Annotated in this window: 18 protein-coding genes; 9 read left to right on the top strand and 9 right to left on the bottom strand. The window is 70.1% G+C overall.

What is annotated here, in order from left to right; all coding sequences use genetic code 11:
• Nucleotides 1-5: 5 nt before the first annotated feature.
• Nucleotides 6-650, bottom strand: coding sequence for a neutral zinc metallopeptidase (locus tag ACFKCF_RS12555; RefSeq protein ID WP_394493189.1), 645 nt, complete (start codon nucleotides 648-650; stop codon nucleotides 6-8).
• Nucleotides 647-2,119 carry a glutamate--cysteine ligase gene (locus ACFKCF_RS12550; protein WP_394493187.1) on the bottom strand — a complete coding sequence of 491 codons (1,473 nt, stop codon included), beginning with the start codon at nucleotides 2,117-2,119 and terminating at the stop codon, nucleotides 647-649. Before ACFKCF_RS12550 ends, ACFKCF_RS12555 begins: the two co-directional genes overlap by 4 nt.
• Nucleotides 2,120-2,571: 452 nt before the next feature.
• On the opposite strand from ACFKCF_RS12550, the gene galE reads away from it, so the two are divergent.
• On the top strand, nucleotides 2,572-3,549 hold the full coding sequence (gene galE / locus ACFKCF_RS12545; RefSeq protein WP_394493186.1) for a UDP-glucose 4-epimerase GalE: 978 nt from the start codon (nucleotides 2,572-2,574) through the stop codon (nucleotides 3,547-3,549).
• A gap of 168 nt (nucleotides 3,550-3,717) precedes the next feature.
• A complete protein-coding gene (locus tag ACFKCF_RS12540) occupies nucleotides 3,718-4,068 on the top strand; it encodes a VOC family protein (protein ID WP_394493184.1) in 351 nt (116 codons plus the stop codon).
• A 197-nt stretch (nucleotides 4,069-4,265) separates the two neighbouring features.
• Here ACFKCF_RS12540 and ACFKCF_RS12535 read toward each other — a convergent pair whose 3' ends face one another.
• Complete coding sequence (locus ACFKCF_RS12535) at nucleotides 4,266-5,078, bottom strand: hypothetical protein (RefSeq protein WP_394493183.1); 813 nt, start codon at nucleotides 5,076-5,078, stop codon at nucleotides 4,266-4,268.
• 319 nt (nucleotides 5,079-5,397) lie between these two features.
• On the opposite strand from ACFKCF_RS12535, the gene sucC reads away from it, so the two are divergent.
• From sucC to ACFKCF_RS12520, 3 genes are all read left to right on the top strand, one after another.
• Nucleotides 5,398-6,579 (top strand): ADP-forming succinate--CoA ligase subunit beta, encoded by a 1,182-nt coding sequence (gene sucC, locus ACFKCF_RS12530; protein ID WP_394493181.1) that lies wholly within the window; start codon nucleotides 5,398-5,400, stop codon nucleotides 6,577-6,579.
• Between the two features lie 3 nt (nucleotides 6,580-6,582).
• A complete protein-coding gene (gene sucD / locus ACFKCF_RS12525) occupies nucleotides 6,583-7,458 on the top strand; it encodes a succinate--CoA ligase subunit alpha (RefSeq protein ID WP_394493180.1) in 876 nt (291 codons plus the stop codon).
• Between the two features lie 337 nt (nucleotides 7,459-7,795).
• Nucleotides 7,796-9,379 (top strand): DUF6350 family protein, encoded by a 1,584-nt coding sequence (locus ACFKCF_RS12520; protein WP_394493178.1) that lies wholly within the window; start codon nucleotides 7,796-7,798, stop codon nucleotides 9,377-9,379.
• Between the two features lie 11 nt (nucleotides 9,380-9,390).
• Here ACFKCF_RS12520 and ACFKCF_RS12515 read toward each other — a convergent pair whose 3' ends face one another.
• Complete coding sequence (locus tag ACFKCF_RS12515; RefSeq protein ID WP_394493177.1) at nucleotides 9,391-9,810, bottom strand: hypothetical protein; 420 nt, start codon at nucleotides 9,808-9,810, stop codon at nucleotides 9,391-9,393.
• A 75-nt stretch (nucleotides 9,811-9,885) separates the two neighbouring features.
• Between ACFKCF_RS12515 and purN the strand changes: the two genes are divergently transcribed.
• Nucleotides 9,886-10,515 carry a phosphoribosylglycinamide formyltransferase gene (purN, locus tag ACFKCF_RS12510; RefSeq protein ID WP_394493175.1) on the top strand — a complete coding sequence of 210 codons (630 nt, stop codon included), beginning with the start codon at nucleotides 9,886-9,888 and terminating at the stop codon, nucleotides 10,513-10,515.
• Nucleotides 10,512-12,050, top strand: a complete 1,539-nt coding sequence (gene purH, locus ACFKCF_RS12505) for a bifunctional phosphoribosylaminoimidazolecarboxamide formyltransferase/IMP cyclohydrolase (protein ID WP_394493173.1) — start codon at nucleotides 10,512-10,514, stop codon at nucleotides 12,048-12,050. Before purN ends, purH begins: the two co-directional genes overlap by 4 nt.
• Before the next feature lie 1,023 nt (nucleotides 12,051-13,073).
• On the opposite strand, the gene ACFKCF_RS12500 is transcribed toward purH, so the two are convergent.
• Complete coding sequence (locus ACFKCF_RS12500; RefSeq protein ID WP_394493171.1) at nucleotides 13,074-14,075, bottom strand: zinc-binding alcohol dehydrogenase family protein; 1,002 nt, start codon at nucleotides 14,073-14,075, stop codon at nucleotides 13,074-13,076.
• Nucleotides 14,076-15,090: 1,015 nt separating this feature from the next.
• On the opposite strand from ACFKCF_RS12500, the gene ACFKCF_RS12495 reads away from it, so the two are divergent.
• The gene (locus ACFKCF_RS12495; RefSeq protein WP_394493169.1) at nucleotides 15,091-15,267 is read left to right on the top strand and encodes a hypothetical protein; all 177 of its coding nucleotides are present in this window, start codon (nucleotides 15,091-15,093) and stop codon (nucleotides 15,265-15,267) included.
• Nucleotides 15,268-15,909: 642 nt separating this feature from the next.
• Here ACFKCF_RS12495 and ACFKCF_RS12490 read toward each other — a convergent pair.
• The 3 genes from ACFKCF_RS12490 to ACFKCF_RS12480 form a co-directional block, all read right to left on the bottom strand.
• Entirely contained in the window at nucleotides 15,910-16,821 is a 912-nt protein-coding gene (locus tag ACFKCF_RS12490; protein WP_394493167.1) for an ROK family protein, read from the bottom strand.
• Nucleotides 16,821-16,958: a hypothetical protein gene (locus ACFKCF_RS12485; protein WP_357725878.1), complete on the bottom strand. Its 138-nt coding sequence runs from the start codon at nucleotides 16,956-16,958 to the stop codon at nucleotides 16,821-16,823. The genes ACFKCF_RS12490 and ACFKCF_RS12485 overlap by 1 nt, the downstream gene beginning before the upstream one ends.
• Nucleotides 16,959-18,358: 1,400 nt before the next feature.
• A complete protein-coding gene (locus ACFKCF_RS12480; protein ID WP_394493165.1) occupies nucleotides 18,359-22,924 on the bottom strand; it encodes an NEW3 domain-containing protein in 4,566 nt (1,521 codons plus the stop codon).
• A 274-nt stretch (nucleotides 22,925-23,198) separates the two neighbouring features.
• Between ACFKCF_RS12480 and ACFKCF_RS12475 the strand changes: the two genes are divergently transcribed.
• Nucleotides 23,199-24,044 carry a bifunctional methylenetetrahydrofolate dehydrogenase/methenyltetrahydrofolate cyclohydrolase gene (locus ACFKCF_RS12475; RefSeq protein ID WP_394493163.1) on the top strand — a complete coding sequence of 282 codons (846 nt, stop codon included), beginning with the start codon at nucleotides 23,199-23,201 and terminating at the stop codon, nucleotides 24,042-24,044.
• A gap of 283 nt (nucleotides 24,045-24,327) precedes the next feature.
• Here ACFKCF_RS12475 and ACFKCF_RS12470 read toward each other — a convergent pair whose 3' ends face one another.
• Nucleotides 24,328-25,788 (bottom strand): benzaldehyde dehydrogenase, encoded by a 1,461-nt coding sequence (locus ACFKCF_RS12470; protein ID WP_394493162.1) that lies wholly within the window; start codon nucleotides 25,786-25,788, stop codon nucleotides 24,328-24,330.
• Nucleotides 25,789-25,797: the final 9 nt, after the last annotated feature.

Genomic DNA, 25,797 nt, shown 5'->3' with positions numbered 1-25,797 from the left:
CCCGGTCAGCACGCGTTCACGCCGTCCCGGTAGCCGGTCGCGAACGACGCCTGGCGCTGCTCGGCCGTCCCGTGAGCCGACGGGTTGAGCCAGTCGTCCGTCGGGTCGCCCGCCGCCTCCAGGCTCGTGAGCAGTTCGTCCTCGTCGCCCGCATCCGTGTCGAGCGCGCCCGAGCGCACGAGCGCCGAGAGGGTCCCGCCCGCGTAACAGTCGGCTTGGAGCTCCATTTGTACGTTGAGCTGGAAGTTCGTCTGGAGCTGGGCCTGGATCGCGTGCCCGAACTCGTGGGGGATGATCACATAGACCGACCCGTCGCCCATCTCGTTCCAGAGCGAATCCATCCAGGTCTGGTCAAAGGCGATGAAGTGGCCGATGGGGCAGTAGAAGGCGTTGTTCGGGACGGCGGGCTCGTTGCCGCAGCTGGGGCCGGAGTTTCCGGAGTAGGGGATGAAGTCGGCGATAGGCCGATAAGTCCGACCGCTCTGCTGGAACTGCTGCGTCCAGAACGCCTCCGTCAGCGTCCGGGCGGTCCGCAGGTCGTCCTCCAACGAGTCGGCCCCCTGCGCGTCCATGGACGGCCGGCCGGTGAGGCCGCAGGCGCCGACCAGGAGGACCAGGGCGAGGACCAGGATGCGCTGCACGGGCTTCATACGTCCCAAGTGTGCACGGGCTCGTTGCTGTGCATTCGCTCGATGTACTCGAGCGTCATGGACCGCAAGGCCTCGTGCCGGTCCCCTGAGTCGCCTTCATGCGCGCGTACGCGTTCCACCTGCCAGCTCGCCCCCGTACGGCCCGTCAGGCAGCGCCCCTCGATGATCCCGAGCAGCCGGTCGGCCACGGGACCGTCCACGCCCCACCTGGCCAGCCCCTCCCGCGCCATGGGCAGCAGGCGGCGCAGGATCAGCTCCGCCGCCGGCACCTCGCCCATGCCCGGCCAGTACAGCCGCGCGTCCAGCCCGTGCCGGGCCGCCGCGCCGAGGTTGTCCTCCGCCGCCTGGAACGACATCTGGCTCCAGATCGGCCGCTCGACGTACGGCAGCATGCGCATCAACCCGTAGTAGAACGCCGCGTTGGCCGCGATGTCGGCCACGGTGGGCCCGGCGGGCAGCACGCGGTTCTCCACGCGCAGGTGCGGCACCCCGCCCACCACCGCGTACACCGGCCGGTTCCACCGGTAGATCGTGCCGTTGTGCAGGGTCAGCTCGTGCAGTTGGGGGATGCGGCCCTGTTCGAGCTCGGTACGGGGGTCCTCGTCCTCGCACAGGGGCAGCAGGGCCGGGTAATAGCTGACGTTCTCCTCGAACAGGTCGAAGACGCTCGTGATCCACCGCTCCCCGAACCACACCCTCGGCCGCACGCCCTGCGCCTTCAGCTCGGCCGGCCGCGTGTCCGTGGCCTGCTCGAACAGGGTGATCCTGGTCTCTCGGTGCAGCTCCTTGCCGAACAGGTAGGGGGAGTTGGCCGCCACCGCCACCTGAGGCCCGGCGATGGCCTGGGCCGCGTTCCAGTGCGAGGCGAACGCGTCGGGGCTGACCTGCAGATGCAGCTGCACGCTCGTGCACGCGGCCTCGGGGGCGACGCTGTCGGCGTGGGTGTCCAGGCGCTCGACTCCCTCGATGGCCAGGTGCAGGTCCTCGCCCCGGGCCGCGAAGATCTGCTCGTTGAGCAGGCGGTAGCGGGGGTTCGCGGAGAGCGTGCCCTCGCCGATGTCCTGCTCGCGCAGCGTGGGCAGGATGCCGATCAGGACGAGGTGGCCGTGCTGGGAGCGGGCGCGTTCCTCGGCGTGGTTGAGCCGCGCCCTGACGTCGTTCTCCAGCCGGAGCGCGCCGTCGCCGCCCAGCTCCTGCGGCTCGATGTTGATCTCGATGTTGAACTGTCCCAGCTCCGTGGCCCAGTCCGGCTGCTCGATCGCGGCCAGCACCTGGGCGTTGCGCATGGCCGCCTCGCCGTACGCGTCCACGATGTTGAGCTCGATCTCCAGGCCGGCGAGGGGACGCTCGACCTCAAAGCGGGACTCGCGCAACATCTGGGCGAAGACGTCGAGGCATCGATACACCTTTTCCCGATATTTCCGGCGGTCGTCCCTGCTGAAGACGACGCTTGGCACGTCTCTGCCCATATCAGGAAATGTCGCACGCCAACACCAACCCCAACAAGCCCCATGCCACCGTCCCCCTTCCGCCACCGCCCCAGCCGGGCGACCCCACCACCCCGGCCCCGGGCGATCCCGGCCCGTAACCGAGCACTGCCGCGCGCTCGGAGCCGCGCCCGCGGAGGGTGCGCGGGGCTCCTTGGGGTGGCGGGCTCCCGAAGTCTGGTGGCGACGGCGGAAGTGGTGGGCCACGGCCAGCGTGGCGAGCCACGGCGGCGGGTGCGGCTGCGGGTGGAGGGCGTGCCTGCGCGGGAGCGTGAGGTCTCCTGGCTCCGGATCGTGCCGCTCCGGGGCGCCGGGCGGCGGGCGGCGGGTGACGGGTGGCGCTCGGGCCGGGCGCGATGAGGCGGTGATGGAGCGCCGGGCGGGAGTCTGCGGGAGCCCGCCGTACAAGATGATTATGGGTTTAGGGTGCTGGGATGCGTGTATTGATTACTGGCGGGGCGGGATATATCGGGAGCACGGTCGCGTCGGCGTGCCTCGATGCCGGGATCGAGCCCGTCATTCTCGACAACCTCATCACGGGCAGGCGCGAGTTCGCGAAGGGGCGGGCGTTCTATGAAGGGGATATCAGCGACGGCCCGCTGATTGACAAGATATTTGCCGAATATCCGGATATTGAGGCCGTAGTTCACTGCGCCGCGCTCATCGTGGTCCCGGACTCCGTCGCCGACCCCATCGGCTACTACCGCGCGAACGTCACCAAGAGCCTCGAGTTCGTCGATCACCTGATCCGCAACGGCTGCACCCGGATGATCTTCAGCTCCTCCGCGTCCATCTACCGCACGGGCGACGACCACACGGTGAACGAGGACTCCGCCCTCGACCCCCAGAGCCCGTACGCGCGGACCAAGGCGGTCTGCGAGGCCATGTTCGCCGACATCGCCGCAGGCCGCCCGATCAGGATCCTCTCCCTGAGGTACTTCAACCCGATCGGCGCCGACCCCGGGATGCGCACCGGTCTGCAACTGCGGCGGCCCAGCCACGCCCTCGGCAAGATGATCGAGGCGTACGAGGACGGCGTCCCCTTCCAGATCACCGGCACCGGCTACCCGACCAGGGACGGCACGGGCATCCGCGACTACGTCCACGTCTGGGACCTGGCGACGGCTCACGTGGCGGCGCTGCGGCGGTTCGACGAGCTGGACGTCGACGTGATCAACCTGGGCACCGGCGCGGGCACCACCGTCCGCGAGCTGGCCGAGGCGTTCAACCGCGTCGTCGACCGCCCGATCGAGATCGTCGAGACCGACCCGCGCCCCGGCGACGTGGCCGGCGCCTACACCCGCAGCGACCGCGCCCGCCGCCTGCTGGACTGGCAGGCCCGCTTCTCCGTCGAGGAGGGCATCAGGCACTCGCTCGAATGGGCGAGCCTGCGGGAGTCCAGGCTCGGGTAGGCCTCCGCCCGGCGGCGAAGGTGTCGGATAATGCCCTGGGAGCGCGAAGGACTCGTCACTGAGCTCCGGGCGCTCCTCAGGGTGAAGATCCAGGAGAGGACGAGCCGTGAACTGTCAGCGCCGCGGGATGCCGATGCCGACCGCCGACGACCACCGGAGGCACGCGTCATGAGGATCCTCGGCGTCGACAACATCCTGGTCGGGGTGGGAGACCTGGCGCGGGCCCGGGAGTTCTACGGGGGTGTGCTGGGGCTGGAGGAGAAGTTCGCGACGGGGGAGCTGGCGCTGTTCGCGATCGGGGAGGAGACCCCGGGGCTGCTGGTACGGGTCCAGGAGGGCGCCCCGGGCTCCATGCGCGTCTGGCTGGAGGTGCCCGACGCCCGCGCGGCGGCCGATGCGCTGGGGATCGAGCCGTTCGAGGTGTTCACGGGCTGGACGGTCGAGGTCGCCGACCCCTGGGGGAACGTCATCGGCCTGACCGACTACACCAAACAGCCTCACCTGGGCCGCGCGGGCTGAGGACGCCTCACCTGGAGGCGAGCTCCTCGGTTGGGTCTCCGGGTGGAGGCCGCCCGTACTGGTGCGGTGGCGACCGGCGCCGTGGCGGCCACCACCGCCGCCACAAGGAGAAAGCCTTCCTTCGCAAGGCGAAAGCCTTCTTCAGAAGGAGAAGGCCTCCCCCCGCCCGGCGGGCGGAAGGAGGCAAGGCAGAGCTGCTAGTTGGTGAGCGAGTTCAGGGAGTTGTTCGGGATCTCCAGCGGAACCTCGCTGTCCTCACCGAGGTCGTCCACGGCGACCCACAGGTCCTTGGCCGGAGCCTTGATCTTGACCTTGGATCCCCACCCGAGGTACCGGGTCTCGGTCACGGAACGGGTCTTGCCCAGGACGCCGAAGTCCAGGGTCCAGCCCGACGTGAGCGTGGTGACCAGACCCTTGGAGTTGACCTTCAGCGAGTAGTCGATCTTGATCTTGCCGACCGTGCCGGACAGCTTCTGGCCGTAGGCCTTGGCCAGTTCGCTGTAGGTGAGGGCGCCCTTGTAGGTGCCGCCCTTGAAGCTCTTGGCGCGCGACACCAGCGTCTTCAGCACCTTCGGCTCGAAGATGTCGAGAATCTGGTTGTAGGTGCCGCCGGTCGCCTCACCGCCGCCGTAGCGAACCCACTTCTTGCCCTCGGGCAGGTCCTCGCTGAACAGCCCGCCCTGAACGTAGCTGTAGCCGCCGACCGTGATGATGCGCGGTGGCGCGAACGCGGCCGCAAGGCTCTTGTCTTTGCCGGGCCGGCGGCTCCGGAGATCGCTTGCGACGATTCCCGACTTGCCGAACTCGAAAGAGCCGAGCGTCGTGCTGACCCCGGCGCTCTTGCCGTCCAGGGACATCCGGGTCTTCTCCGAGATCCGTACCCCGTGCCCCGCGACGAACTGCTTCTTGAGCGCCTTCACCGGGTCCACCGGCGCGGCCTGCGCGGCAGGTGTGGCGGCAACGAGCGCGGCGGCCGTGGTTAACGCCAAGCCCGCGAGAATCCGCTTCATACGATTTCCCCGTTCGATTCAAAAGGAGAGGGAGCAGAAGCCTGCCAATAGAAGATCACGACCATATATCGACGGCCGGGGCAGGCGATGCCGAAACGGTGCATTTTTCGTGCAGGGTCCGTCCTGGAGAAGTGAGATGACCGTCACAGAGCGGAAGAACCATGCCCCCATGACCTGGGCAGGTCAAGCTTCGGGCTAGGCTTTACCGGCGGAAACGCCCGGCACGCACGGGGTTGCCCGGGCCGTCGAACATCAGTCGGAAAAGCAGGGCGCGAACCCGACAGAGGGTGAGCGACCAAACGGAAGAGGACGGACCCTCGTGGACCTGTTCGAACATCAGGCGAAGGAGCTCTTCGCCGACTACGGCATCCCGGTGCCACGCGGCATCGTCGCACACAACGTGGAGGAGGTGCGGTCGGCCGCCGAGGAGCTGACCGGCCGCGTTGTCGTCAAGGCCCAGGTCAAGGCCGGTGGCCGAGGCAAAGCCGGAGGCGTCAAGGTGGCCGACGACGCGGCCGACGCCGTGACCAAGGCCGAAGCCATCCTCGGCATGGACATCAAGGGCCACACGGTCCACAAGGTCCTCGTCGAAGAGGCCAGCGCGATCGCGGAGGAGTACTACTTCTCCTTCCTGCTCGACCGCGCGAACCGTACCTTCCTCGCCATCTGCTCCGCCGCGGGCGGCATGGACATCGAAGAGGTCGCCCACACCGCGCCCGAGAAGGTCGCCAAGGTGCCGGTCTCGGCGCTGACCGGCATCGACCGCGCGAAGGCCCGCGAGATCGCGGTGGCCGGCGGCCTGCCGGAGAAGGCGCTCGACGGCGCCGCCGACCTCATCGAGAAGCTCTGGTGCTGCTTCGTCGACGAGGACGCCACGCTCGTCGAGGTCAACCCCATGATCCTGTCGGCTGACGGCCAGGTCAAGGCCCTCGACGGCAAGGTCACGCTCGACGACAACGCCGGCTTCCGCCAGGCCGACCACGAGGCGCTCGCCGACAAGGCGGCCGAGGACCCGCTCGAGGCCAAGGCCAAGGAGAAGGACCTCAACTACGTCAAGCTCGACGGCGACGTCGGCATCATCGGCAACGGCGCGGGGCTGGTCATGTCCACGCTCGACGTGGTGGCCTACGCGGGCGAGCAGTTCCCCGGCAAGCCGTCCCCCGCCAACTTCCTCGACATCGGCGGCGGCGCCTCTGCCGAGGTCATGGCCGCGGGCCTGGAGATCATCCTCTCCGACCCGAGCGTCAAGTCGATCTTCGTCAACGTCTTCGGCGGCATCACCGCCTGCGACGCCGTCGCCAACGGCATCGTCTCGGCGTTCAAGCTGCTGGAGAGCCGCGGCGAGGCCGTGACCCACCCCCTCGTGGTCCGCCTCGACGGCAACAACGCCCAGCTCGGGCGGCAGATCCTGGCCGACGCCGCGCTCCCGCGGGTCGAGCTGGTAGACACGATGGACGACGCGGCCAAGCGTGCCGCCGAGCTCGCTGCGGTAGGTGCGTGACCCATGGCCATCTGGTTGACTGAGAACAGCAAGATCATCGTTCAGGGCATGACCGGTGGCGAGGGCACCAAGCACACCCGCCGCATGCTCGCCTCCGGCGCCAAGGTCGTCGGCGGCGTCAACGCCCGCAAGGCCGGCATCACGCACGAGGGCCTGCCGGTGTTCGGGACGGTCAAGGACGCCATGGAGAAGACCGGCGCCGACGTGTCGGTCGTGTTCGTGCCGCCGGCGTTCACCAAGGACGCGGTCATCGAGGCCATCGACGCCGAGATCCCGCTGTGCGTGGTGATCACCGAGGGCGTCCCGGTCCACGACAGCACCGCGTTCTGGGCGTACGCCGTCTCCAAGGGCAACAAGACCCGCATCATCGGCCCCAACTGCCCCGGCATCGCCTCCCCCGGTGCCTCCAACGCGGGCATCATCCCGGCCGACATCACCACCGCGGGCCGCATCGGCCTGGTCTCGAAGTCGGGCACGCTGACGTACCAGCTGATGTACGAGCTGCGTGACTTCGGCTTCTCGACCGCTGTGGGCATCGGCGGCGACCCCGTCATCGGCACCACCCACATCGACGCGCTCCAGGCGTTCCAGGAGGACCCGGGCACCGACGCGATCGTCATGATCGGCGAGATCGGCGGCGACGCCGAGGAGCGGGCCGCCGCCTACATCGAGCAGCACGTCACCAAGCCGGTCGTGGCCTACGTCGCGGGCTTCACCGCCCCCGAGGGCAAGACCATGGGCCACGCCGGCGCCATCGTGTCGGGCTCCGCGGGCACGGCCCAGGCCAAGAAGGAGGCCCTGGAGAAGGTCGGCGTCCGCGTCGGCAAGACCCCCTCCGAGACCGCCCGTCTCATGCGCGAGATCATGCAGGCGCGCTGATCATCGGGTTTCCGCTCTTCGAAAGCCCCGTGCGGGTCCTCCCGCACGGGGCTTTCCCTCTCCCACCTTTTACGCTCACGGCGGGCAACCCCACCCGCCGCACCTGGCCGGCCCCTGTCCAGGGAGACGGTCACGAGGCGCGCGGAGCCGGCCGCCGTTACGCCGCCCCGTGGGCCGTCTCCGTGCCAGATCCGGGGCCGGGGGACAAATCAGGTGTAGTTCGACGTCACAAAGTGGATGGGCGGCGGCGCGTCAACCAAGCGCCGGTCGGGAAACCTTGAGAAAATCGCCTACTGTGACGGCGATTCTCGACCAGTTGCGTGCTGCCCCCCGGTCGATGCTAGGCAAGCTCCCCGGGAGCTCAGGCGACGACGACGAGACGAGGCGGCCGCTACCCGTGTCCGGGATGCTGGCCGCCGCCGCCACCCTGGGCGTCGGCCTGGCCGCGCTCACCACGCTCACCCTCGTCGGCTGGATCGCCGCGCCGCGCGGCACGCTGGGCACGGGGCTGCCGGGCGTCTTCCGCACGGCGGCGCAGCTCTGGCTGGCCGCGCACCACGCCGGGTTCGCGATCAAGGACGGCCGGGTCGGGCTGCTGCCTCTGGGGCTCATCGTGCTGCCCGCCGTGCTCCTCTACCGCGCCGGGCGCTGGATGGCCCGCGACGCCGACCTGCGGCTTCGGCTGCCCGCCCGGCTGCCGAAGAACAGCCCCAAGGAGCAGGCCGGGGCCCGTCGCCGCGCCCAGCTCGCCGTGGTCGTGCAGGCCGGGGTGTCGCTGGCGGCGCCGTACGCGCTGCTCGCGGGGTTGATCGCGCTCGCGGCGAGCAACGAGATCACGCAGCCGTTCATCGGCGAGGCGCTGCTCAGCCACTTCGTGCTGGCGTTCCTGGCGGGGTCGCTGGCCACGGCGCGGATGATCGGACCCTGGCGGGTGATGCTGCGGCTGCTGCCCGAGCGGGTGCGCGCGCTCACCGTCGGCACGGCGGTCGCCACGGCATTGCTGCTCGTGGCCGGGCTCGTGCTCGTGCTGGTCGCCATCGGGCTGAACTTCGGGCAGGTCAAGGAGCTGTCCGACGTGCTCTCGCCGGGGCTCGTCGGCGGGGTGCTGCTGTTGCTGCTGCAGCTCCTCTACCTGCTGAACGCCGTCGTCTGGGCCTCCTCCTACATCGCCGGACCCGGGTTCGCGATCGGCGCCGACACCCTGGTCGCGCCCACGGGGGTGCAGCTCGGCACGGTGCCGAGCCTGCCGCTGCTGGGGGCGTTGCCGGAGAGCGGGCCCGTGCCGGGCTGGATGATGGCGGTGGTCGCGGTGCCGTTCGCGGCCGGGGCCGTCGCCGGCGTCATGGTGGCCCGGATCTCGCCGTCGCCCTCCTACGAGGCGGCGCCGATGTGGGGGTTCCTGAGCGGGGTCGTCACCGGGCTCGTGGCGGGGCTGCTGGCGGCGCTGTCCGGCGGGCCCATCGGCGGCGGGCGGCTGGCCACGATCGGGCCCTCGCCCTGGGAGGTGGCGCTCTCCGTCGCGGTGGAGGTCGGCGTGGCCGCGGGCATCTCCGCCGGCGTGGCCAACCTGCTGCTGCTCAACAAGCGCGCCCGCACGCCGCTCGACAAGGCGGCCGCCCCCGTACGCAAGGCCGGGGCCGCCATCGCCAAGGCGGCGAGCAAGGTCGGGCTGGCCGAGTCGGACCCGCGCCCGCTGCCCGGCCACTGGATGGACGCCACCGAGGCCGACACTCAGGAGATCCCGGTCATCAGGGACGACTGGCAGGACGAGCACGCCTCAGCCGAGGCCGAGACGCTGGCCCAGGCCCGCCCTCGCCTGCCGGAGCCCGACCGCCCGCCCCGCAAGGACATCGTGGACGAGTCGGACGACCGCGGCGGCCACGTCATCTACCTCGACCCCTACGCCTGGGACCGCGACTGATCCGCGTCCGGCTAGGGCTGCACCGTGCCGAGCAGCTGCAGCACGTCGGCGGGCAGCTTGCGCTGGGCCGCGTCCCTGAACTGCGTGAAGCACTCGCCCTGCGCCGAGACGGTCCCCGCGCCCTTCATGCACTCCTGGTAGGCCGAGTATTCGTCCATCAGGTACAGCTGCATCCCCGTGGCCATGGCCGACAGCGCCAGCGCGATCGAGGAGATCGTGATGCCGCCCACGGCGATGCCCGTGGACCGGCCCGCGGACCTCAGCCGTGGCAGCGCCCGGATCCCGGCCGCGAGCGCGAACAGCGCCATGACCAGGCCTGCGAGCGGCAACATGAACGTCATGGCCAGCGCTGCGATGGACAACCAGATCGCTCGGCGGCCCGCCGAATCGGCGGGTTGCTGGCCTGCCGGTGCCTGCACCGGTGTCGACACCTGACCTCCTCTGCGTCGCCGGGCGAGGAACAGATACTCTGGCACCCCCACCCTGTTTCCTCTTTTGGAGTGTGCGTGTCTAAGGCTGGGCGGCTCGTCGTCCTCGTCTCCGGCTCTGGAACCAACCTACAGGCCCTGCTGGACGCTTCCGCCGACCCGTCATACGGGGCTCGTGTGGTCGCGGTCGGCGCGGACAGGGATGGGATCGAGGGGCTGGCCAGGGCGGCGAGGGCACAAGTCCCAACTTTTGTTGAAAAATTGGGCGATTATGCGACGCGGGCGGAATGGGATGCCGCCATCGCGGCCAGAATCGCAGCGTACGAGCCTGACCTGGTGGTGTCGGCGGGTTTCATGAAAATTCTGGGGCCGCCGACCCTCGACGCCTTCCCCGTGCTCAACACGCACCCGGCGCTGCTGCCGTCGTTCCCCGGCGCGCACGGCGTGCGGGACGCGCTCGCCCACGGGGCCAAGGTGACCGGCTGCACGGTGATGCTGGCCGACGCCGGCGTCGACACCGGGCCGATCGTCGCCCAGGAGGCGGTGCCCGTGCTTCCGGACGACGACGAGGCGGTCCTGCACGAGCGCATCAAGAGCGTCGAGCGGCGCCTGCTCGTCGAGATCGTCGGCCGGATGGCTCGCGAGGGCTGGACGGTCAGCGGACGTCACGTCCGCATCGGCAACCTAACAGGAGGGGAATCCACGTGACTCGCATCGCCATCCGGCGCGCGCTGATCGCTGTTTACGACAAGTCCGGGCTCGAGGAGCTGGCCAGAGCCCTCGACGGCGCCGGGGTGGAGATCGTCTCGACCGGTGGCACGGCCGCCGCGATCTCGTCGTTCGGGATCCCGGTGACGAAGGTCGAGCAGCTCACCGGGTTCCCGGAGTGCCTGGACGGGCGGGTCAAGACGCTGCACCCGCGCGTGCACGCCGGCCTGCTGGCCGACGTCACCAAGCCGCACCACGTGGCCCAGCTGGAGGAGCTGGAGATCGACCCGTTCCAGCTCGTCGTGGTCAACCTCTATCCGTTCCAGGAGACGGTGGCCTCCGGCGCGTCCGACGAGGAGTGCGTCGAGCAGATCGACATCGGCGGGCCCGCCATGATCCGCGGCGCCGCGAAGAACCACAACACCTGCGCGGTCGTGGTCGATCCCGCGTTCTACGGCGACGTGCTCGACGCGCTGACCGAGGACGGCTTCACGCTGGCCGAGCGCAGGCGGCTGGCCGGCATCGCGTACGCGCACACGGCCTCGTACGACGTGGCGGTGGCCAACTGGTTCACGCGGACGTACGGGGAGGACGGGTTCCCGGCGTTCACGGGGGCGACGTACGAGCGCAAGGCCACGCTGCGCTACGGCGAGAACCCGCACCAGAGCGCCGCCCTCTACACGGCCGGCACGAGCGGGCTGGCCAACGCCGAGCAGCTGCACGGCAAGGAGATGTCGTACAACAACTACCTCGACTCCGACGCCGCCTGGCGGGCCGCCTGGGACTTCAGCGAGCCGTGCGTGGCCATCATCAAGCACCAGAACCCGTGCGGCATCGCCATCGGCGCCGACGTGGCCGAGGCACACCGCAAGGCGCACGCCTGTGACCCCGTCTCGGCGTACGGCGGCGTGATCGCCGTCAACCGCGAGGTCACGGCCGAGCTGGCCCGGCAGATCGCCGACATCTTCACCGAGGTCGTCATCGCGCCGTCCTACGCGGCGGAGGCGCTGGAGGTCCTGCGGGCCAAGAAGAGCCTGCGCCTGCTGCAGTGCCCGCAGGGGCCCTCGCGGCAGGTGGAGCTCCGCGAGATCGACGGCGGCGTCCTGGCGCAGTCCGTGGACAAGGTGGACGCATCGGGCGACTCGGCCGCGCAGTGGGAGCTCAAGACCGGCACCCCGGCCTCGCCCGAGCAGCTGGCGGACCTGGAGTTCGCCTGGCGCGCCTGCCGCTCGGTGAAGTCCAACGCCATCCTGCTGGCCAGCGACGGGGCGACCGTGGGCGTGGGCATGGGGCAGGTCAACCGCGTCGACTCGTGCCGCCTGGCGGTCTCCAGGGCGGGCGAGCGTGCGGAGGGGGCGGTCGCGGCCTCGGACGCGTACTTCCCGTTCCCGGACGGGGCGCAGGTGCTGATCGACGCCGGCGTTCGGTTCATCGTGGAGCCCGGCGGCTCAATCCGGGACGAACTAGTCATCGAGGCCGCCGAAAGGGCCGGCATCACTCTCTACTTCACCGGCACCCGCCACTTCTTCCACTGACCCACCGCCGGCGTTCCGCACCTCCGCCACACCCCAGGGCCAGAGCTTCCCTCTGGCCCTCACCGGGGGACGGGCCGGGCATCGCGCTCCTGAACGGGGGCGACGCGCACGCCGGCTCCGGTGACACGGGCCGTCACGCTGCGCCACTCAGGGCGTGACCACCGCGAACGGCGGGACCTGCCGTCCTGCTCGGGGTGGTCCGTCGGGCGCGAGGGGCGCCGTGCCGCTCACACTCGCGCTCGCGGGAGATCCGTTGAGAGCCCCCGGCACCGTGCCGTTTGGGCGCTCCCGGCACCGTGCCGTTGGGTGCGACGGGGGCGCCGTTTCCACGCGGGGGAGCGTTCGTCGCGCTTGGCGGGGATCGGCCCCTGCCTGGCCCGGCACGCCGCCGCCTTCCGGGGTCCGGCGAGGACCCCGGGCCATCCCGTCATGCGGCGTCGAGGACTGCGGTGATCTTACGGATCATGTCCGCTACAGGCGCACGGTGGGCGGCCTGGCCGAGCCGCAGCTTTCCGCCGCGGCCCAGCCGGCCGGCGCCCGACCAGGAGGGTCGCGCCGGGCGTGAGCGAGACAGCAGGGCTTGCCGCAGTAGGCGGAGGGGCGGCCACGGGGTGAGGGCCGGATCGGGCCCGCGAACACCGGGCAGGTCAGTGCCATGGGAACGGTCACGTGGTCACCTTTTCGCTCGGAGAGAGCGTCGCGCACCGCGGCGGTCTCGAGCGCGCGACGAAACAGGAGGCGGCAATGCGTCGCGGGCGAGCCTGGCGCGGACGCCGCGACGCAATAGCGACCGCCGGCTGGCGAACGCCATAGAACCGGCGGACCTACGTCCGGTCATACTCCACCGAGCTCCGCGCATATCCGGCTGGCTGCAGAAACCGCTCACATCCACACGCTCAGCCTCGGCGGCCCCCCACCCGCGATCGTGCCTTGCAGTCGGCTTCCAGCCTTTCGGCGTCCGGCTCGGCTCATGCGATATGGCGGGGAACCTCCACTCTCCCTCATCGGCAGCGCAGCGGCTTGTCAGCCAGGCAGCCCCAGTCCATCGCCGGCGCTGAGCATGACCTTCCCGCGGTTGGCGCGGGACTCCAAACGTCGGTGTGCTCCCGCTGCGTCCTGCAGGGCGAAGACGGAATCCACCGGTACGCGCAGCTCGCCGTGGGCCACCTTCGCGATCAGCTGCTCGAGGTCGGCACGCGGGTCGTATCCGAGCGCGATGAGGTTGGCGGACTGGTAGCCGTGGATGCTCACGTTCTTCGGATAGAAGTCGCGTGTGTCGATCACGCTTGGCGCCAGCGCGACGTTCGCCAAGGCCACGACCCGACCGCCCGGCGCGGCGGCTTTGAGGCTCAGCGGGAAGACGTCGCCGCCGACCGTGTCGAGCACCACCTCGGCCCCACGTCCGCCTGTCAAGGCTTTGACGTGGTCGAGGAGGTCGGCGCCGGACAACTGCCCAGAGTCGAGCACCTCGTGCGCGCCGAGTTCGGCCACCCACGTGGTCTTCTCCTTGGTGCCGGCCGTCGCGATCACCCGTGCCCCGGCCGCCACGGCGATCTGCACCGCCGCGCTCCCCACGCCGCTGGCCGCCGCATGGATCAGCACCGTCTGACCGGGTCGGATCTGTCCAAGGGTGGTGAGGCAGTACCAGGCTGTCAGCCATGCGACCGGCAGCGCCGCCGCGTGGAACGGATCAACGCCGTCCGGCAGCGCCAGCACTCGCTCGGCCGGGACCGCAGCCTGCTCGGCGTAGAAACCAGGCGCGTTGGGCTCCCCCCTCATCAACACCTTCTGCCCGACGTGGAAGCCGCGCGTGCGCTCCCCCAAGGCGCTGATCGTTCCGGCCGCCTCCAGACCGAGGATCACGGGCGGCGGGTCGGCCCGGTGGTAACGGCCCGACCGGAGGAGCACGTCGGCCCGGTTCACCCCCACAGCCTCGATCTGGACCAGTACCTGGTCGGGGCCGGGTGACGGATCGGGTACCTCGACGACCTTGAGGACTTCCGGACCTCCGAACGCCTCCACCACTACAGCGCGCATGACCCCTCCTTTGTGACACCGTTTGAACAGGTGTCAGCCTGCAACACTAGTTCAACCGGTGTCAACTGCTAGGGTGCGTCCATGGACCGGCAGTGGCGATGGGTCACCGCGTCGCTCAGAGCGCGTCCGTTGGGCGCGATGGGAAGACCGCCGTTTCGCTCGGAGGTGGTTCGTCGGGTACGGCGGGGGTGTTGCCGTACCCCTGAGGGTGTTCATCGGGTACGGGAGGGTGCTGCCGTACCGCTGTGGGCACTCGCCGGATACCACGAAGGGCTGCCGCACTGCCCGTGGGTGTTTGTTGGGTGCGGTGGGGAACCCGCCGCTTCGCTCGGCGGTGTTCGTCGGGTGCGGCGGGTGCTGTACCGCTGGTGGGTGTTCACGGGGTATGGCGGGTGCTGCACCGCTCTTGCATGTTCGCGGGGTATGGCGAGGGGCTGCCGTGCCGCCCGTGGGCGTTTGTCGGTCCGGCGGGGGCGCTGTTTCGCGCAGGAGCGCTTGCTGCGTACGGCTCGGGTTGACGGCATCATCGTCCCGGCAGTCCTGCTCACGGCGGCATCAGCTGTCGCGCTGGGGACGCTTGTCGCGCAATGAGGGGACGCTGTGCCGCTCTTGGGCCATTGCCGCATGCGGGTAGGGATCGGCTATGGCTTCAGCTGCGGCAGTGGCCGCATCGCGTCCTTGAGTACGGCAGTCGCTGTGTAACTCACGGGATCGTGCTGTCATCCCGCAGGGCGATCGCCGTACGAGGGGTGCTCGTTCGTTGCCGCGCACGAGTCGGCGGCCCCGACGATCACTGCAACGCGAGCGGGCGGGGTCCGCCACCGCAACCGAGCCGCGGTTTCGGCGCAAATGCCGGTGATGATCGTCCGGAGGTGGCGCGTTCGTCCGCTAAATAGTGAGATAGACGATCATGTTGCCGTTTGGTCGTTTTATGGGCGAGCACACGCCGGCTGCGGTTACCCTGAGTGCCACTCCTCTCTCGCCCAATCCCACGGAGCCCCTCTTGCTCGAGTTGATCCTGCAGGTCTTCGTCACCATGAACGGCTTTGCCACCAGCCCCTTCGTCCTCCTGGTGCTCGCCCTGATCGGGGCCTACCTCGGCAGCCGCGTGGTGGAGATCATCCCGATCACCCGCCGGATCATCGAACGCCGGGAAGCCCAGGCCGCCGAGCGCGAGTAACCCACCGCTCCACCATCCCCAAGGGCTGAACGTGGCCGGCGTCCCCCGCCAGCTGGGTGCACGTCCCTCGGCCCGCCACACCACCGGCTCCGTGCTTCTTGCCGGAGCGCACAGTGGCGGAGCTCCAGCCGTCCAGAACCATCGCCCGCTCCCTGGCTTCGGCAGCACAGGGCACAGCGGGTGGAGGGCCACGGACGCTTCAGCCGACAAGGGCCGAAGCACAGCCCAGCATCCCCGGTGGGCCGTTCCAATCACGGCATTGACCAGGCTTAACTGATGGCCCGGCCCCGGAGGGCAAGCTTCGCTGGTCCTGAGGTCTATGCCCTCAGGACCTCCGACATCCAGCGCTGCTTGCCCCACCAGGACCAGCGCCCACCGCCGGTACGTCATCGATCGATCACGTACCGGTGGGAGGTGTTCGAGGGGTCGCTTGACGGGCCATTGTCGCCGAACGGGCTGCTCCCGCCAGGGCCGGCGCCCGCCGCCGGTACGTCATCGATCGATCACGTACCGGTGGGAGGTGTTCGAGGGGTCGCTTGACGGGCCGTTGCCGCCGAACGGGCTGCTCCCGCCAGGGCCGGCGCCCGCCGCCGGTACGTCATCGATCGATCACCTACCGGCGGGAGGCATTCAAGGGGTCGCCTAACGGGCCATTGTTGCCAAACGGGCTGCTCCTGCCAGGGCCGCGTCCACGCCAAGAGTGCTCTGATGGACCTGCACCGCCCTGACGAACGCCAGTCCGGCCACGTCATCGAGGATGCGCGCCAAGGGATCGAACAGCACCTTCCCGGCCGCCGACACGCCACCCCCGATGACCACGGTGGTGATCTCGACGGCGGCCGCTGTGGAGGCGATCATTCCGGCCAGCGCTCGGGCGCCGCGTTCGAACGCCGCCACCGCGACCGGATCGCCCGCTGCCGCGTCCCTGGCGAGTGCTCGGGCGTCCGCCTTCTCCTCCGGTCCATCAAGGTTGGGGGCCCAACCGTTGTCCAAGGCCCAGCGGGCGAGGTTGGGCCCGCTGGCGTAGCGCTCGACACAGCCCCGGCCCCCGCACTCGCAGCGCTCGCCGTTGGGGTCGATGGACATGTGGCCGACATGTCCGGCATTCCCCGTCGGCCCTAGAAGCGGCATGCCGTCGATCACCAATCCACCGCCGATTCCGGTGGACACGACGATGCCGAGCAGGGACGTACTGTCGCGTCCCGCTCCCAACCAGTGCTCGCCGAGCGCGAAGCACTGCGCGTCGCCGGCGAGCACGGTGGGCAGCCCTGTCAGCTTCCGCACCTCCTCGCGCAAGGGGAACCCGCGCCAGCTGGGCATGTTCACGGGGCTCACCGTTCCTGCAGCCAGGTCCAGCGGCCCGGCGCATCCGATGCCGACGGCTTCCGGCGGCGGGCCGCCCTCGGTCACTTCCGTGACGAGGGCCGCCAGGGCGGACATGACGTCCGTGCGCGGCGTGGGCCGTGTACCGGAACGCAACACGGAACCTTCCTCGTCCACCAGCGCGGCGGCGAGCTTGGTTCCTCCGATGTCAATGGCAAGTACGTAATTCATCAATGTTTGTGGTGGTTGTCGGGCTGGCGGGGATCGCCAGGGTGTTCCAGTCCGGGCACGAGTTCGACCTTCTTGGCGCGCATGTCATCCAACCACCGCGCGAAGGCTCTCCGCCGCGCGGCATCCAGCAGCGTCACTCCACCTCGGTTCAGCCGAGGAGGGGGATGGAGGGTGGTTCGAGGTACTGCGGTGGATGCGTCATAAGCAGACGGTCGGAGGGTTCTTGGATCTGATCGGACGGCGACTCCTCGTTCTGGTGATGATGGCGGTGGGGTCCCAGGTACGGCGACGACCGCACGGTTCCGCTGACGGCTGACCGGTTCTCGGCGTGATGGGTGGCCGAGCTGGACGTCGGTTGATTGTGGGCTATTGGGGTGTGCGTGCAATTGCGCGTTGCTCGGCTCTGGGCTGGTGATGGTGGGTTGGTGTGGTCTGGCATCGGTTGGAGCCGAGTGGGTGGATTGGCGGGGTTGGGTGTTTGTCGGTGAGTCGGTGGTGGGGTGGTGCGAGTGCGTGTTGTTCGGCTCTGGGCTGGTGATGGCGGGTTGATGTGATCTGGCGTCGGCTGGGTTTGAGTGGGTGTCGTGTTGGTGTGGTCTGGCGTCGGTTCGGGTTGAGTGGGGGCCGGGTTGGTGTGGTCTGACGTCGGTTGGGGTCGAGGGGGTGGGTGGGCGGGGTTGGGTGTTTGTTGATGAGTCGGAGGTCGGGTGGTGCGAGGACGGCGCCGGTCCCTGCGTGTTGGTCGGCTCTGGGCTGGTGGTGGGAGTGCTGGTCGAGGGTGGCTGCGTTGCCGTGGCGATGGGGCTAGGGGTGGGGGTGGCGAGGGCTACGTGCCAGCCCAAGGGGTCATGCACCGGGCCGACAAGTGTGCCGTATGGATGGGTTTGGAGCGCTTCGGCTATTGCCCTCGGAAGGGAGTCGATGGGTGCCGGGCCGAGGGAGTCGAGGGCGTTGGGTGTCGCATGCTGGGCGCTTGAATAGTCAGGGAAGACGCGGTGCCAGATGTGGGGGTGGGGGGACCGCGTGGCGGGCGTGGGGGATCGCCATTCGGGTGGGGGTGTCACAGCGGCGGTGACGTGCTCGAAGACGGCGCGTACCCATGGGCTGGCGTTGTAGGCGGCGGTATTGATGGAGCCCAGTTCGACGGCGGCCACACCGTCGAGCGGCTCGGCTTCCATCGGGTCCAGTCCCAGGTCAGAAGCCACGGTTTCGCACAACGCCTCCGTGAGGATGACCTGGGTCAGCCACCTGGCGAGCTGGCGGTCTTCGGAGCTTCCCGGTAGGGGCAGCGTCGCGCGGAAGGGGCCGTGGCGTAGGTCGGCTATGCGGGTTTCGAGCCGTTCGCGTGGGATGGGGCGGTTGTCAACCCACCCGGCCACTGTGCTGGCACCTGGCGCCGGCTCGGATGGGAGCGGATGCGCGGGGGCCGTTTGTGGCTTGTCGTTGGATGGGTGTTCGTGGAGTGTGTCCGAGAGAGCGCTGGGTGGAGGTGTGCCGAGCGTTGCCGGATCATCCCCGGATGGGCGTAGACGGGTTGTCACCGGGTTACCTCCAGGCGGATGGCCGGGGAGTACTGGCAGCGACCGAACCACATGACCTTGGCCAGGGCCCAGGCGTGGCCGTTCGGGGCGTTCTCGGGCACCTCCACCGGGAACGACACGTCGGTGGATTCGCCTGGGGCGATCGTGAAGCCCCGGATGACCTCGGGGAGCAGGTGCCACGTTCCCCAAGGTGAGGCCAGTTGGGATTCGCCGCGGATCTCGTCGGATGTGGTGTTGGTGAGTCTCAGGACGAGAGAGGTGCGGGTGCCGGGGTGGAGGGTGAGGGCTTCGGTGAGAGGGGAGATGGACAGGCCCGTGGGGTGGGCCTCGGCCGAGGTGGTGCCTTGGGTGATGGCGGCGGAGGCTGGAGATGGGACCGGGGAGGGGAGCTCAGGGACGGTGGTGAGGGCCACCGTGGTGACGTCTTCGATGAGTTGGCCGCCGCTTGCGGAGGTGCGGGCGGAGATGAAGTGCAGGCCGGAGCTCATTGCTGGGTGAGCGCGCTCGGCGCCGGCGGGAGGGGGCGGCGGCGTTACGGTGACCGGGAAGCGGAGGTGGCCGCCTGGGGGGAGGCGGAAGGCGCGTTGGGCCGGGGTGGCGGTCCAGCCTTTCGGGACGTGGAGGGTTGCCAGGCCCTCGTGGGGGGTGTCTGTCAGGTGGGAGGAGAGCACTACTTCTACGTTGAAGGGCTCGCCGGCTGGTGGGGTGACCAGGCCGGGAGTGATGGCTATGGAGATCGGTAGGTAGCCGAGGGGGGCCGGGCCCTTGTTGTGGAGCCAGTAGCGCGTGAAGACCGGCTGGGCCTGCTCCGTTGTGGGGCCGAGTTCGGGTGTGGGGCGGAGTTCGGGTGTGGGCCCGAGTTCGGGCGTGGCTGGTGGAGGAGCGGTGCTGTCTGAGCCTGATTGAGGGGCGGTGCCTTCTTCGGTGGGGGTGTGGGCCAGGTAAGTGGCGATTTCGGAGCCGGTCAAGGTGAGGGCCGGGGTTGTGATCGGGGCGCCGGGGTGTTCCAGGAGGCTGGCGTGGGTCAGGGAGTGCAGGGGGAGGTGGGGGGAGCTGAGCTCGGCGGTGGAGCCCAGACCGGTGGATTCGATCAGGCGGATGGTCACGGCCTCGGCGGGTGGCGTGGTTTGGCCGTGGGCGTGGGGGTTGCCGGCGACTTTGAGGGTGCTCAGGAGGACGTCGCGGGCGGGGGTGATGGCGAAGAGGGAGTGGGTCTGGGGGAGGTGGCCTGCTTGGGCGGTGGTGATGGTGCGGGAGAGCAGTGGGGTGATGTGTTCCTGGGCCTTCGCGGGGAGTTGCTGGGCTCGCCAGTCGCCCCTGCCGGCGACCAAGGAGTATGAGAACTCGTGGGTCCAGTGTTGGAGTTGGAAGCCTGAGCCGTCCGGCGTGGAGCGGTGCGGAGGGTCCAGCCAGATGCCCGACGGCCAGCCCGTGCAGGAGCGCATCAGCGACAGGTGCAGCGCGCCTGAAGGGTCTACGGCGAAGCCGGGTAAGCCGTAGGTGAGGAGCGCGACCGTGCGGTCGTCCAGGAGCTCGGCACCCAAGGGGCATTCGGCCTCGATCGTCGCGTCTGCCAGGTCGGTCACCAGGTCGGCGATCGGGCCAGCGACGATCAGGGCCGGGAGGGCGCGCAGGTCGCGTAGGTCGGCGCTTGGTTGCCAGACCTCCGTGAGTGGGCGCTCGGCGGGGACCCAGACTCGGGAAGCGCCTGACTTCAGGACGTCGAGGTAGGCCGGGTCCGCGCGGGCGAGGATCTCGGCGGCCAACGGGTTGGTGTCGGGGCCGCCCAGGACGATGCGTACGTCCGGGAGGTTCGAGTCGACGTCGAGCCAGCCGTATCTCGTACCCGAGGCGGAAGACGTGGTGGCGGTCACGCCCACACGGGCCAGGGCTACCACCAGGTCGCGGGCCCGAGGGGCGTCATCCAGGGTGGGGACCACGACCTCGGCCACCCCCAACGCTCGCGCGCCCGCCTCGCCGAGATCGACCTTCGCTGCGGAGGACAGGCCGAACCAGGTGTTGGCCGGATTGTCGAGTGTCCACGGGTGTTCGGCCGAGTCCACGTCGGGGAGCGCGAAGCCTCGGCCCACCACGGCGCCTGAGACGTCGGACACGGGGAGCGCCCCTTCGACGCGGGCCGGGAAGCGGACGCGGAGCAGGCGGTCGGCGCCGGTGTGGTCGAGGACGCGGGTGGTGAAGTCAATGCGGTCCGAGCCAGTCAGGAGGGTGACGGTTTGCTCATAGGCGATCTCGCCGACCTGGCCGGAGACCGTAAGACGCTGTCCGATGGGGCTGGTGTCGGCGCTTGCGGTCAGGGCCTGCGTGTCGGCGGAGCCCACGACGTGGCCTGTGGGAATGAGGTGCCAAGGGCCCTCACCCATGTCCGGATGCTGGGGATATTCGTTGTAGAGGCGCAGCTCGTTGCCGAGGCCGGTGAGGAGCTCCTGGCCGGAGGATCGGTCGAGGATCGAGGTCAGGGCGCCACCCCGGGAGGGGTCCGCTGTGACCCGCCATCGATGGTTCTGGATGGTTATGAGGTCGAGGTTGAGGCCCAGGTTGAGGCCCAGGTTGAGGGGTGTGGCGTTGCTGGTGACGAGCTCTTCGGGGGCGGGCGTGGTGAGCCCCTGGGGGCGAGCGAGCTCTCCTGGTGGGGTCACTTCTCCCGGCTGGGTCAGCTCGCCTGGTGGGGTCACTCCTTCGGGGTGAGTCAGCTCTCCAGGTGGGGTGGTGAGGTCCGTTGCCGAGAGGGTGGGGAGAGCTTCGGTTGCGGGGGTGGGACTCTCAGGAGTGACGGTGGTCGGGGGCTTGTCTGCGGAGGCCGGGTCGCTGGTTGGAGTGGGCTGCCAGGGAGCGGGAGAGCCGGATACGGCGTGGTACGTGCGCCAGCCCATCGACGGGACGTCGCGGGCGAGGAAGGACAGGGTGCCGTTCTCGATGACGGCGGCGACCTCTGCGCCCGTCGGGTCGGCGAGTGTCCGGCCGGGCGGCAGGCGTACGTGGACCAGGCCGTCGCGGGGGAAAGGGAGGGTGTTGGTCACCACTACGCTGCTCGTGTCGACGCCGATCTGGCCGGTCAGGGCCGTCAGGGCGTTGTCGCGGGTGGTCGTGGCCAGGTCGTGTGCCTCTCGCCAGCCGGTCAGCAAATCGATGTAGACCTGGTCGGACTCGGAGCCGGTGATCGCGTCGTGGTGGGCGCCGTAGGCCAGCTGGCGCCACACCTTGTCGAGCGCCGTGTGCGGATAGCGGCCGAGGCCGAGCAGGGCCGCGAACGTCGACAGGCGCTCGGCGTCCAGGGCGGCCACCTCTGCGGCGCGCTGGGCCTGCTTGGTGTCGATGTAGGAGACGTCCTTGCCGGTGTAGATGGGGTTCATGTCGCGGGTCTGCGGGCTGAGCGACGACCTGCCGGCGCGGACGGCGTCCAGGAAGTCGCGAGGGGTTGCGCAGACGAACCTCGGCCACAGGTAACGGCTCGCCCATATGCGGTGGATGTCGGTGACCCACTTGTTGGGCGGGGTGTAGTCGGTGCCGACCGGCAGGAGGATGTTCTTGGTCGCGGCCACGGGTTTGAGCGAGCGGTAGAGGTCGTAGACGGCCTGGCAGGCGTCCTCCAGGGACGGGGAGGAGTCCATCCACCAGCCCGCCGAGTAGTGGGCCGGCATGTAGTGGGTCAGGACGCCCTGCCCGGACGGTGAGATCCACTCGAACTCGCTGGGGAACTGCATCAGCGCGGCGTCGTTCTTGGCCTGCTTGAAGTTTTTGCTGATCGGGCCCCACTGGTGGAACGGGCCGCGCGCCCACGCGCTGCCGGTCAGCCCGGCCGCCGCGAGGTAGCCGGGGAACTGCGGGTCGTGGCCGAACACGTCGAGCTGCCACGCGGTGCGCGGGTCGCCGCCCAGGATGTCGCGCTGGTAGCCGATGCCGTAGACGAGGTTGCGGATCGTCGTCTCGGCGCCGGCGAGGTTGGTGTTGGGCTCGTTGTACGTGCCGCCGATCAGCTCCACCCTGCCCTCGGCCAGCAGGGCGCGCAGGTCGGCCCGTCGCTCGGGACGGGTGTCGAAGAACGGCTTGAGATAGTCGACCTCGGCCAGCACGAAACGGTAGTCGGGGTCGCGCAGCGCCAGCTCGATGTGGGCCTCGACCAGCGCGAACGCGTTTCGCTCCCACAGCGGCCTGGTCGTGCCGCCGGCGGAGAGCAGCTCCCACGGGCTGGTGTAGGCGGCCTGCGTGTTCCACCACACGGGGTCGTAGTGGAAGTGGGAGACCATGAACATCGTCCAGCCCGGCTCCTCGGCCGTGACCGCGACCTCCAGCGACTCCGCGCCGAGGGTGAGCACGCAGGGCACGGTGCTGCCGGCGGGCGCCGACACGGTCAGCGGCACCTCCAGAACGCCGGCGGCCGCCGGGACGGTCACCGGCTCCGCCAGCCGCACGCCCTCGCCACGGAGCTCCAGCGACGCCTCGTGCTCTCCTTCGGCGACCGCGACGCGCAGCACTTGGCTGGGGGCGTCGGGCGAGCCCACGAACAGATCGGTCGACTCGGCGGACAACAGGCGGAAAGGCAAGGTGACCTCCGGCCTCCGTGAGCATGTTGCTGGCGCCCGCAACACTAGGCCCTTCCAAGATCAATGACAACGATGTCAACGATTGCCTGTGGATAACTGGAGCTGACTGCCTGGTGTCTGTGGATAACTCTCGGGTGTCCCCGCTCCACCCGGCCCGTGGGCCAGGCGGGGGGAGGGTGGGCCGGGGCGGCCTCTTGGGGGCATTGGCAAGCATGGGTGGCTGCTGCTGGGAGTGGCGTGTTGAGGGAATGAAGGGGCATGGAAGGATTGCCGCATGAGCGCAGTGAAACTCGATGGCAAGGCGACCGCCGCCAAGATAAAGGCAGACCTCACGACCCGAGTGGCCGCGCTCAAGGAACGCGGCATCACGCCCGGCCTGGGCACCGTCCTCGTGGGTGACGACCCCGGCAGCCAGATCTATGTCGCGGGCAAGCACCGCGACTGCGCCGAAGTGGGCATCGCCTCCATCCGCGTCGACCTCCCGGCGACCGCCACCCAGGCCGAGGTCGAGGCGGCCATCGACGAGCTCAACGCCTCACCCGAGTGCACCGGCTACATCGTCCAGCTGCCCCTCCCCAAGCACCTCGACGCGATGGCCCTGCTCGAGCGCATGGACCCGGCCAAGGACGCCGATGGCCTCCACCCGATCAACCTGGGCCGCCTCGTCCACATGGTCGACGCCCCGCTCCCGTGCACCCCGCACGGCATCGTGCTGCTCCTGCAGGAGTACGGCGTGCCGATCAAGGGCGCCGAGGTGGCCGTGGTCGGGCGCGGCATCACGGTGGGCCGTTCGCTGGGCCTCCTGCTCACCCGCCGCAGCGAGAACGCCACCGTGACCCTCTGCCACACCGGCACCCAGGACCTGGCCGGGCACGTGCGCCGGGCCGACATCGTGGTGGCGGCGGCGGGCGTGCCCGGCCTGATCACCCGTGACATGGTCAAGCCCGGGGCGGCCGTCCTCGACGTGGGGGTCTCCCGGGTCAACGGCAAGATCGCCGGTGACGTGGCGCTGGACGTGGCGGAGGTCGCGGGGTTCCTGACGCCCAACCCGGGCGGTGTCGGGCCCATGACCCGCGCCCTGCTGCTGTCCAACGTGGTCGAGGCGGCCGAACACGCCTGACAAACGGCCGGAAGCGCGAGCCGTCCGTCGAAGCAGGGAGCGCCGCCCACCCGCGGCGCCTCGCGCGAGCTGTCCCGAAGCGGGGGAGCCCGCGCCAGCTTTCCCCAGGAGCGGGGAGCGCCGCCCGCCTGCGGCGCCTCGCGCGAGCTGTCCCGAAGCGGGGGAGCCCGCGCGAGCTTTCCCCGAAGTGCGGAGCGCCGCGCCCCGCGGCGCCCCGCGTGAGTCGTCAGCAGAGCCCGGGCCGGTCGAGAAGCGGGCCGGCCGGGGTGGCGGGTCGTCGCCCCTAGAACGGGTACGCGGCGATGTCCCCCTGCATGGTGACCCACTGCGTCTCGGTGAAGGCGTCGACGTTCGCCCCCGTGCCGCCGAACCGCGCCCCCGTCCCTGAGGCCCCCACCCCGCCGAACGGCGCCACGGCCTCGTCGTCCACGGTCTGGTCGTTGATGTGCACGATCCCCGTCGGCACCAGGTCGGCCAGCGCCAGCCCCTTCATCACGTCCCGCGTGAGGATGCCCAGCGACAGGCCGTACTCCGAGTCCGCGGCCAGCGCCGCCGCCTCCTCCAGCGTGGAGAACGTCGTCACCGGCGCCACCGGCCCGAAGACCTCCTCCGCGTACGCCGGCGCGCTCACCGGCACCTCGGCCAGCACGGTCGGCCGGTAGAACAGCCCTTCGTACGTCCCCCCGGCGGCGAGCCGGGCCCCGGCGGAGACGCTCGCGGTGACCAACTGGTGCACCCGGTCGCGCTGCCCGGCGTCGATCAGGGGCCCGAGCGCGACCTGCCCGGTGGCGGGGTCGCCCACCGGCAGGCCCGTGGCCTTGGCGGCCAGGCGCTCGACGTACTCCTCGGCCACGTCCTCGTGCACGAGGTGCCGTCCCGAGGTCATGCAGATCTGCCCCTGGTGGAAGAACGACGCCCACGCGCCCGCAGACGCGGCCGCCCCGAGGTCGGCGTCGTCGAAGACGACCAGCGCCGAGTTCCCGCCCAGCTCGAGGTGGACCCGCTTGAGCAGGCGCGCCGCCGCCTCGCCGACCTTGCGCCCGGCGGCGGTGGAGCCGGTGAAGGAGATCACGGGGATGTTCGGGTCGGCGACCAGCGCCTGACCGGCCTCGGGACCGCCGGGCAGCACGTGCAGGAGCCCGCTCGGCAGCCCGGCCTCCTCGAAGACCCGCGCGATCGAGAACCCCCCGCACACGGCCGTACGCTGGTCCGGCTTGAACACCACCGCGTTCCCCAGCGCCAGCGCCGGGGCGACCGACCGGATGCCGAGGATCAGCGGGAAGTTGAAGGGCGCGATCACCCCCACGACCCCGACCGGCACCCGCCGGGCGAAGCTGAGCCGCTTGCGGGTCGTCGGCAGCACCTCGCCCAGGGGCTGCGAGGCCAGCGCCGCCGCCTCGTAGCACTCCTGCGCCGCCACGTGCGTCTCGAACCCGGCCTTTCCCGGCACGCCGCCGGACTCCCGGACGATCCAGTCCTGGATCTCCTGCGCGTGCTCCTCGAACAGCCGTCCGGCCCGCCGCAGCAGCGCCGCCCGCTCCTCGTACGGCGTGGCGGCCCACGCCCGCTGCTCGGACCGGGCTCGAACCGCGGCAGCCGCCACGTCGTCGGCGCCGGCGGTGCCCGCGCGACCGAGTTCGTCGCCGGTGGCGGGCTCGACGACGGGGGCGTCCCCGGCGCGCGAGGCCGTCCATCCGCCGTCGAAGATCGATCCCGTCCAGATCTTGGGGTCGAGGAACGTCATGGTGAGCCT

The organism is Nonomuraea sp. JJY05, from assembly GCF_043496855.1.
Taxonomy (GTDB): Bacteria; Actinomycetota; Actinomycetes; order Streptosporangiales; family Streptosporangiaceae; genus Nonomuraea.
This window is presented reverse-complemented; position numbering and strand designations above follow the sequence as displayed.

What these genes read in the sequence shown, in the direction of transcription:
- ACFKCF_RS12555 (WP_394493189.1), bottom strand. Translation starts at nt 650, where the DNA reads ATGAAGCCCGTGCAGCGCATCCTGGTCCTCGCCCTGGTCCTCCTGGTC.
- ACFKCF_RS12550 (WP_394493187.1), bottom strand. Translation starts at nt 2,119, where the DNA reads ATGGGCAGAGACGTGCCAAGCGTCGTCTTCAGCAGGGACGACCGCCGG.
- galE (WP_394493186.1), top strand. Translation starts at nt 2,572, where the DNA reads ATGCGTGTATTGATTACTGGCGGGGCGGGATATATCGGGAGCACGGTC.
- ACFKCF_RS12540 (WP_394493184.1), top strand. Translation starts at nt 3,718, where the DNA reads ATGAGGATCCTCGGCGTCGACAACATCCTGGTCGGGGTGGGAGACCTG.
- ACFKCF_RS12535 (WP_394493183.1), bottom strand. Translation starts at nt 5,078, where the DNA reads ATGAAGCGGATTCTCGCGGGCTTGGCGTTAACCACGGCCGCCGCGCTC.
- sucD (WP_394493180.1), top strand. Translation starts at nt 6,583, where the DNA reads ATGGCCATCTGGTTGACTGAGAACAGCAAGATCATCGTTCAGGGCATG.
- ACFKCF_RS12520 (WP_394493178.1), top strand. Translation starts at nt 7,796, where the DNA reads ATGCTAGGCAAGCTCCCCGGGAGCTCAGGCGACGACGACGAGACGAGG.
- ACFKCF_RS12490 (WP_394493167.1), bottom strand. Translation starts at nt 16,821, where the DNA reads ATGAATTACGTACTTGCCATTGACATCGGAGGAACCAAGCTCGCCGCC.
- ACFKCF_RS12475 (WP_394493163.1), top strand. Translation starts at nt 23,199, where the DNA reads ATGAGCGCAGTGAAACTCGATGGCAAGGCGACCGCCGCCAAGATAAAG.
- ACFKCF_RS12470 (WP_394493162.1), bottom strand. Translation starts at nt 25,788, where the DNA reads ATGACGTTCCTCGACCCCAAGATCTGGACGGGATCGATCTTCGACGGC.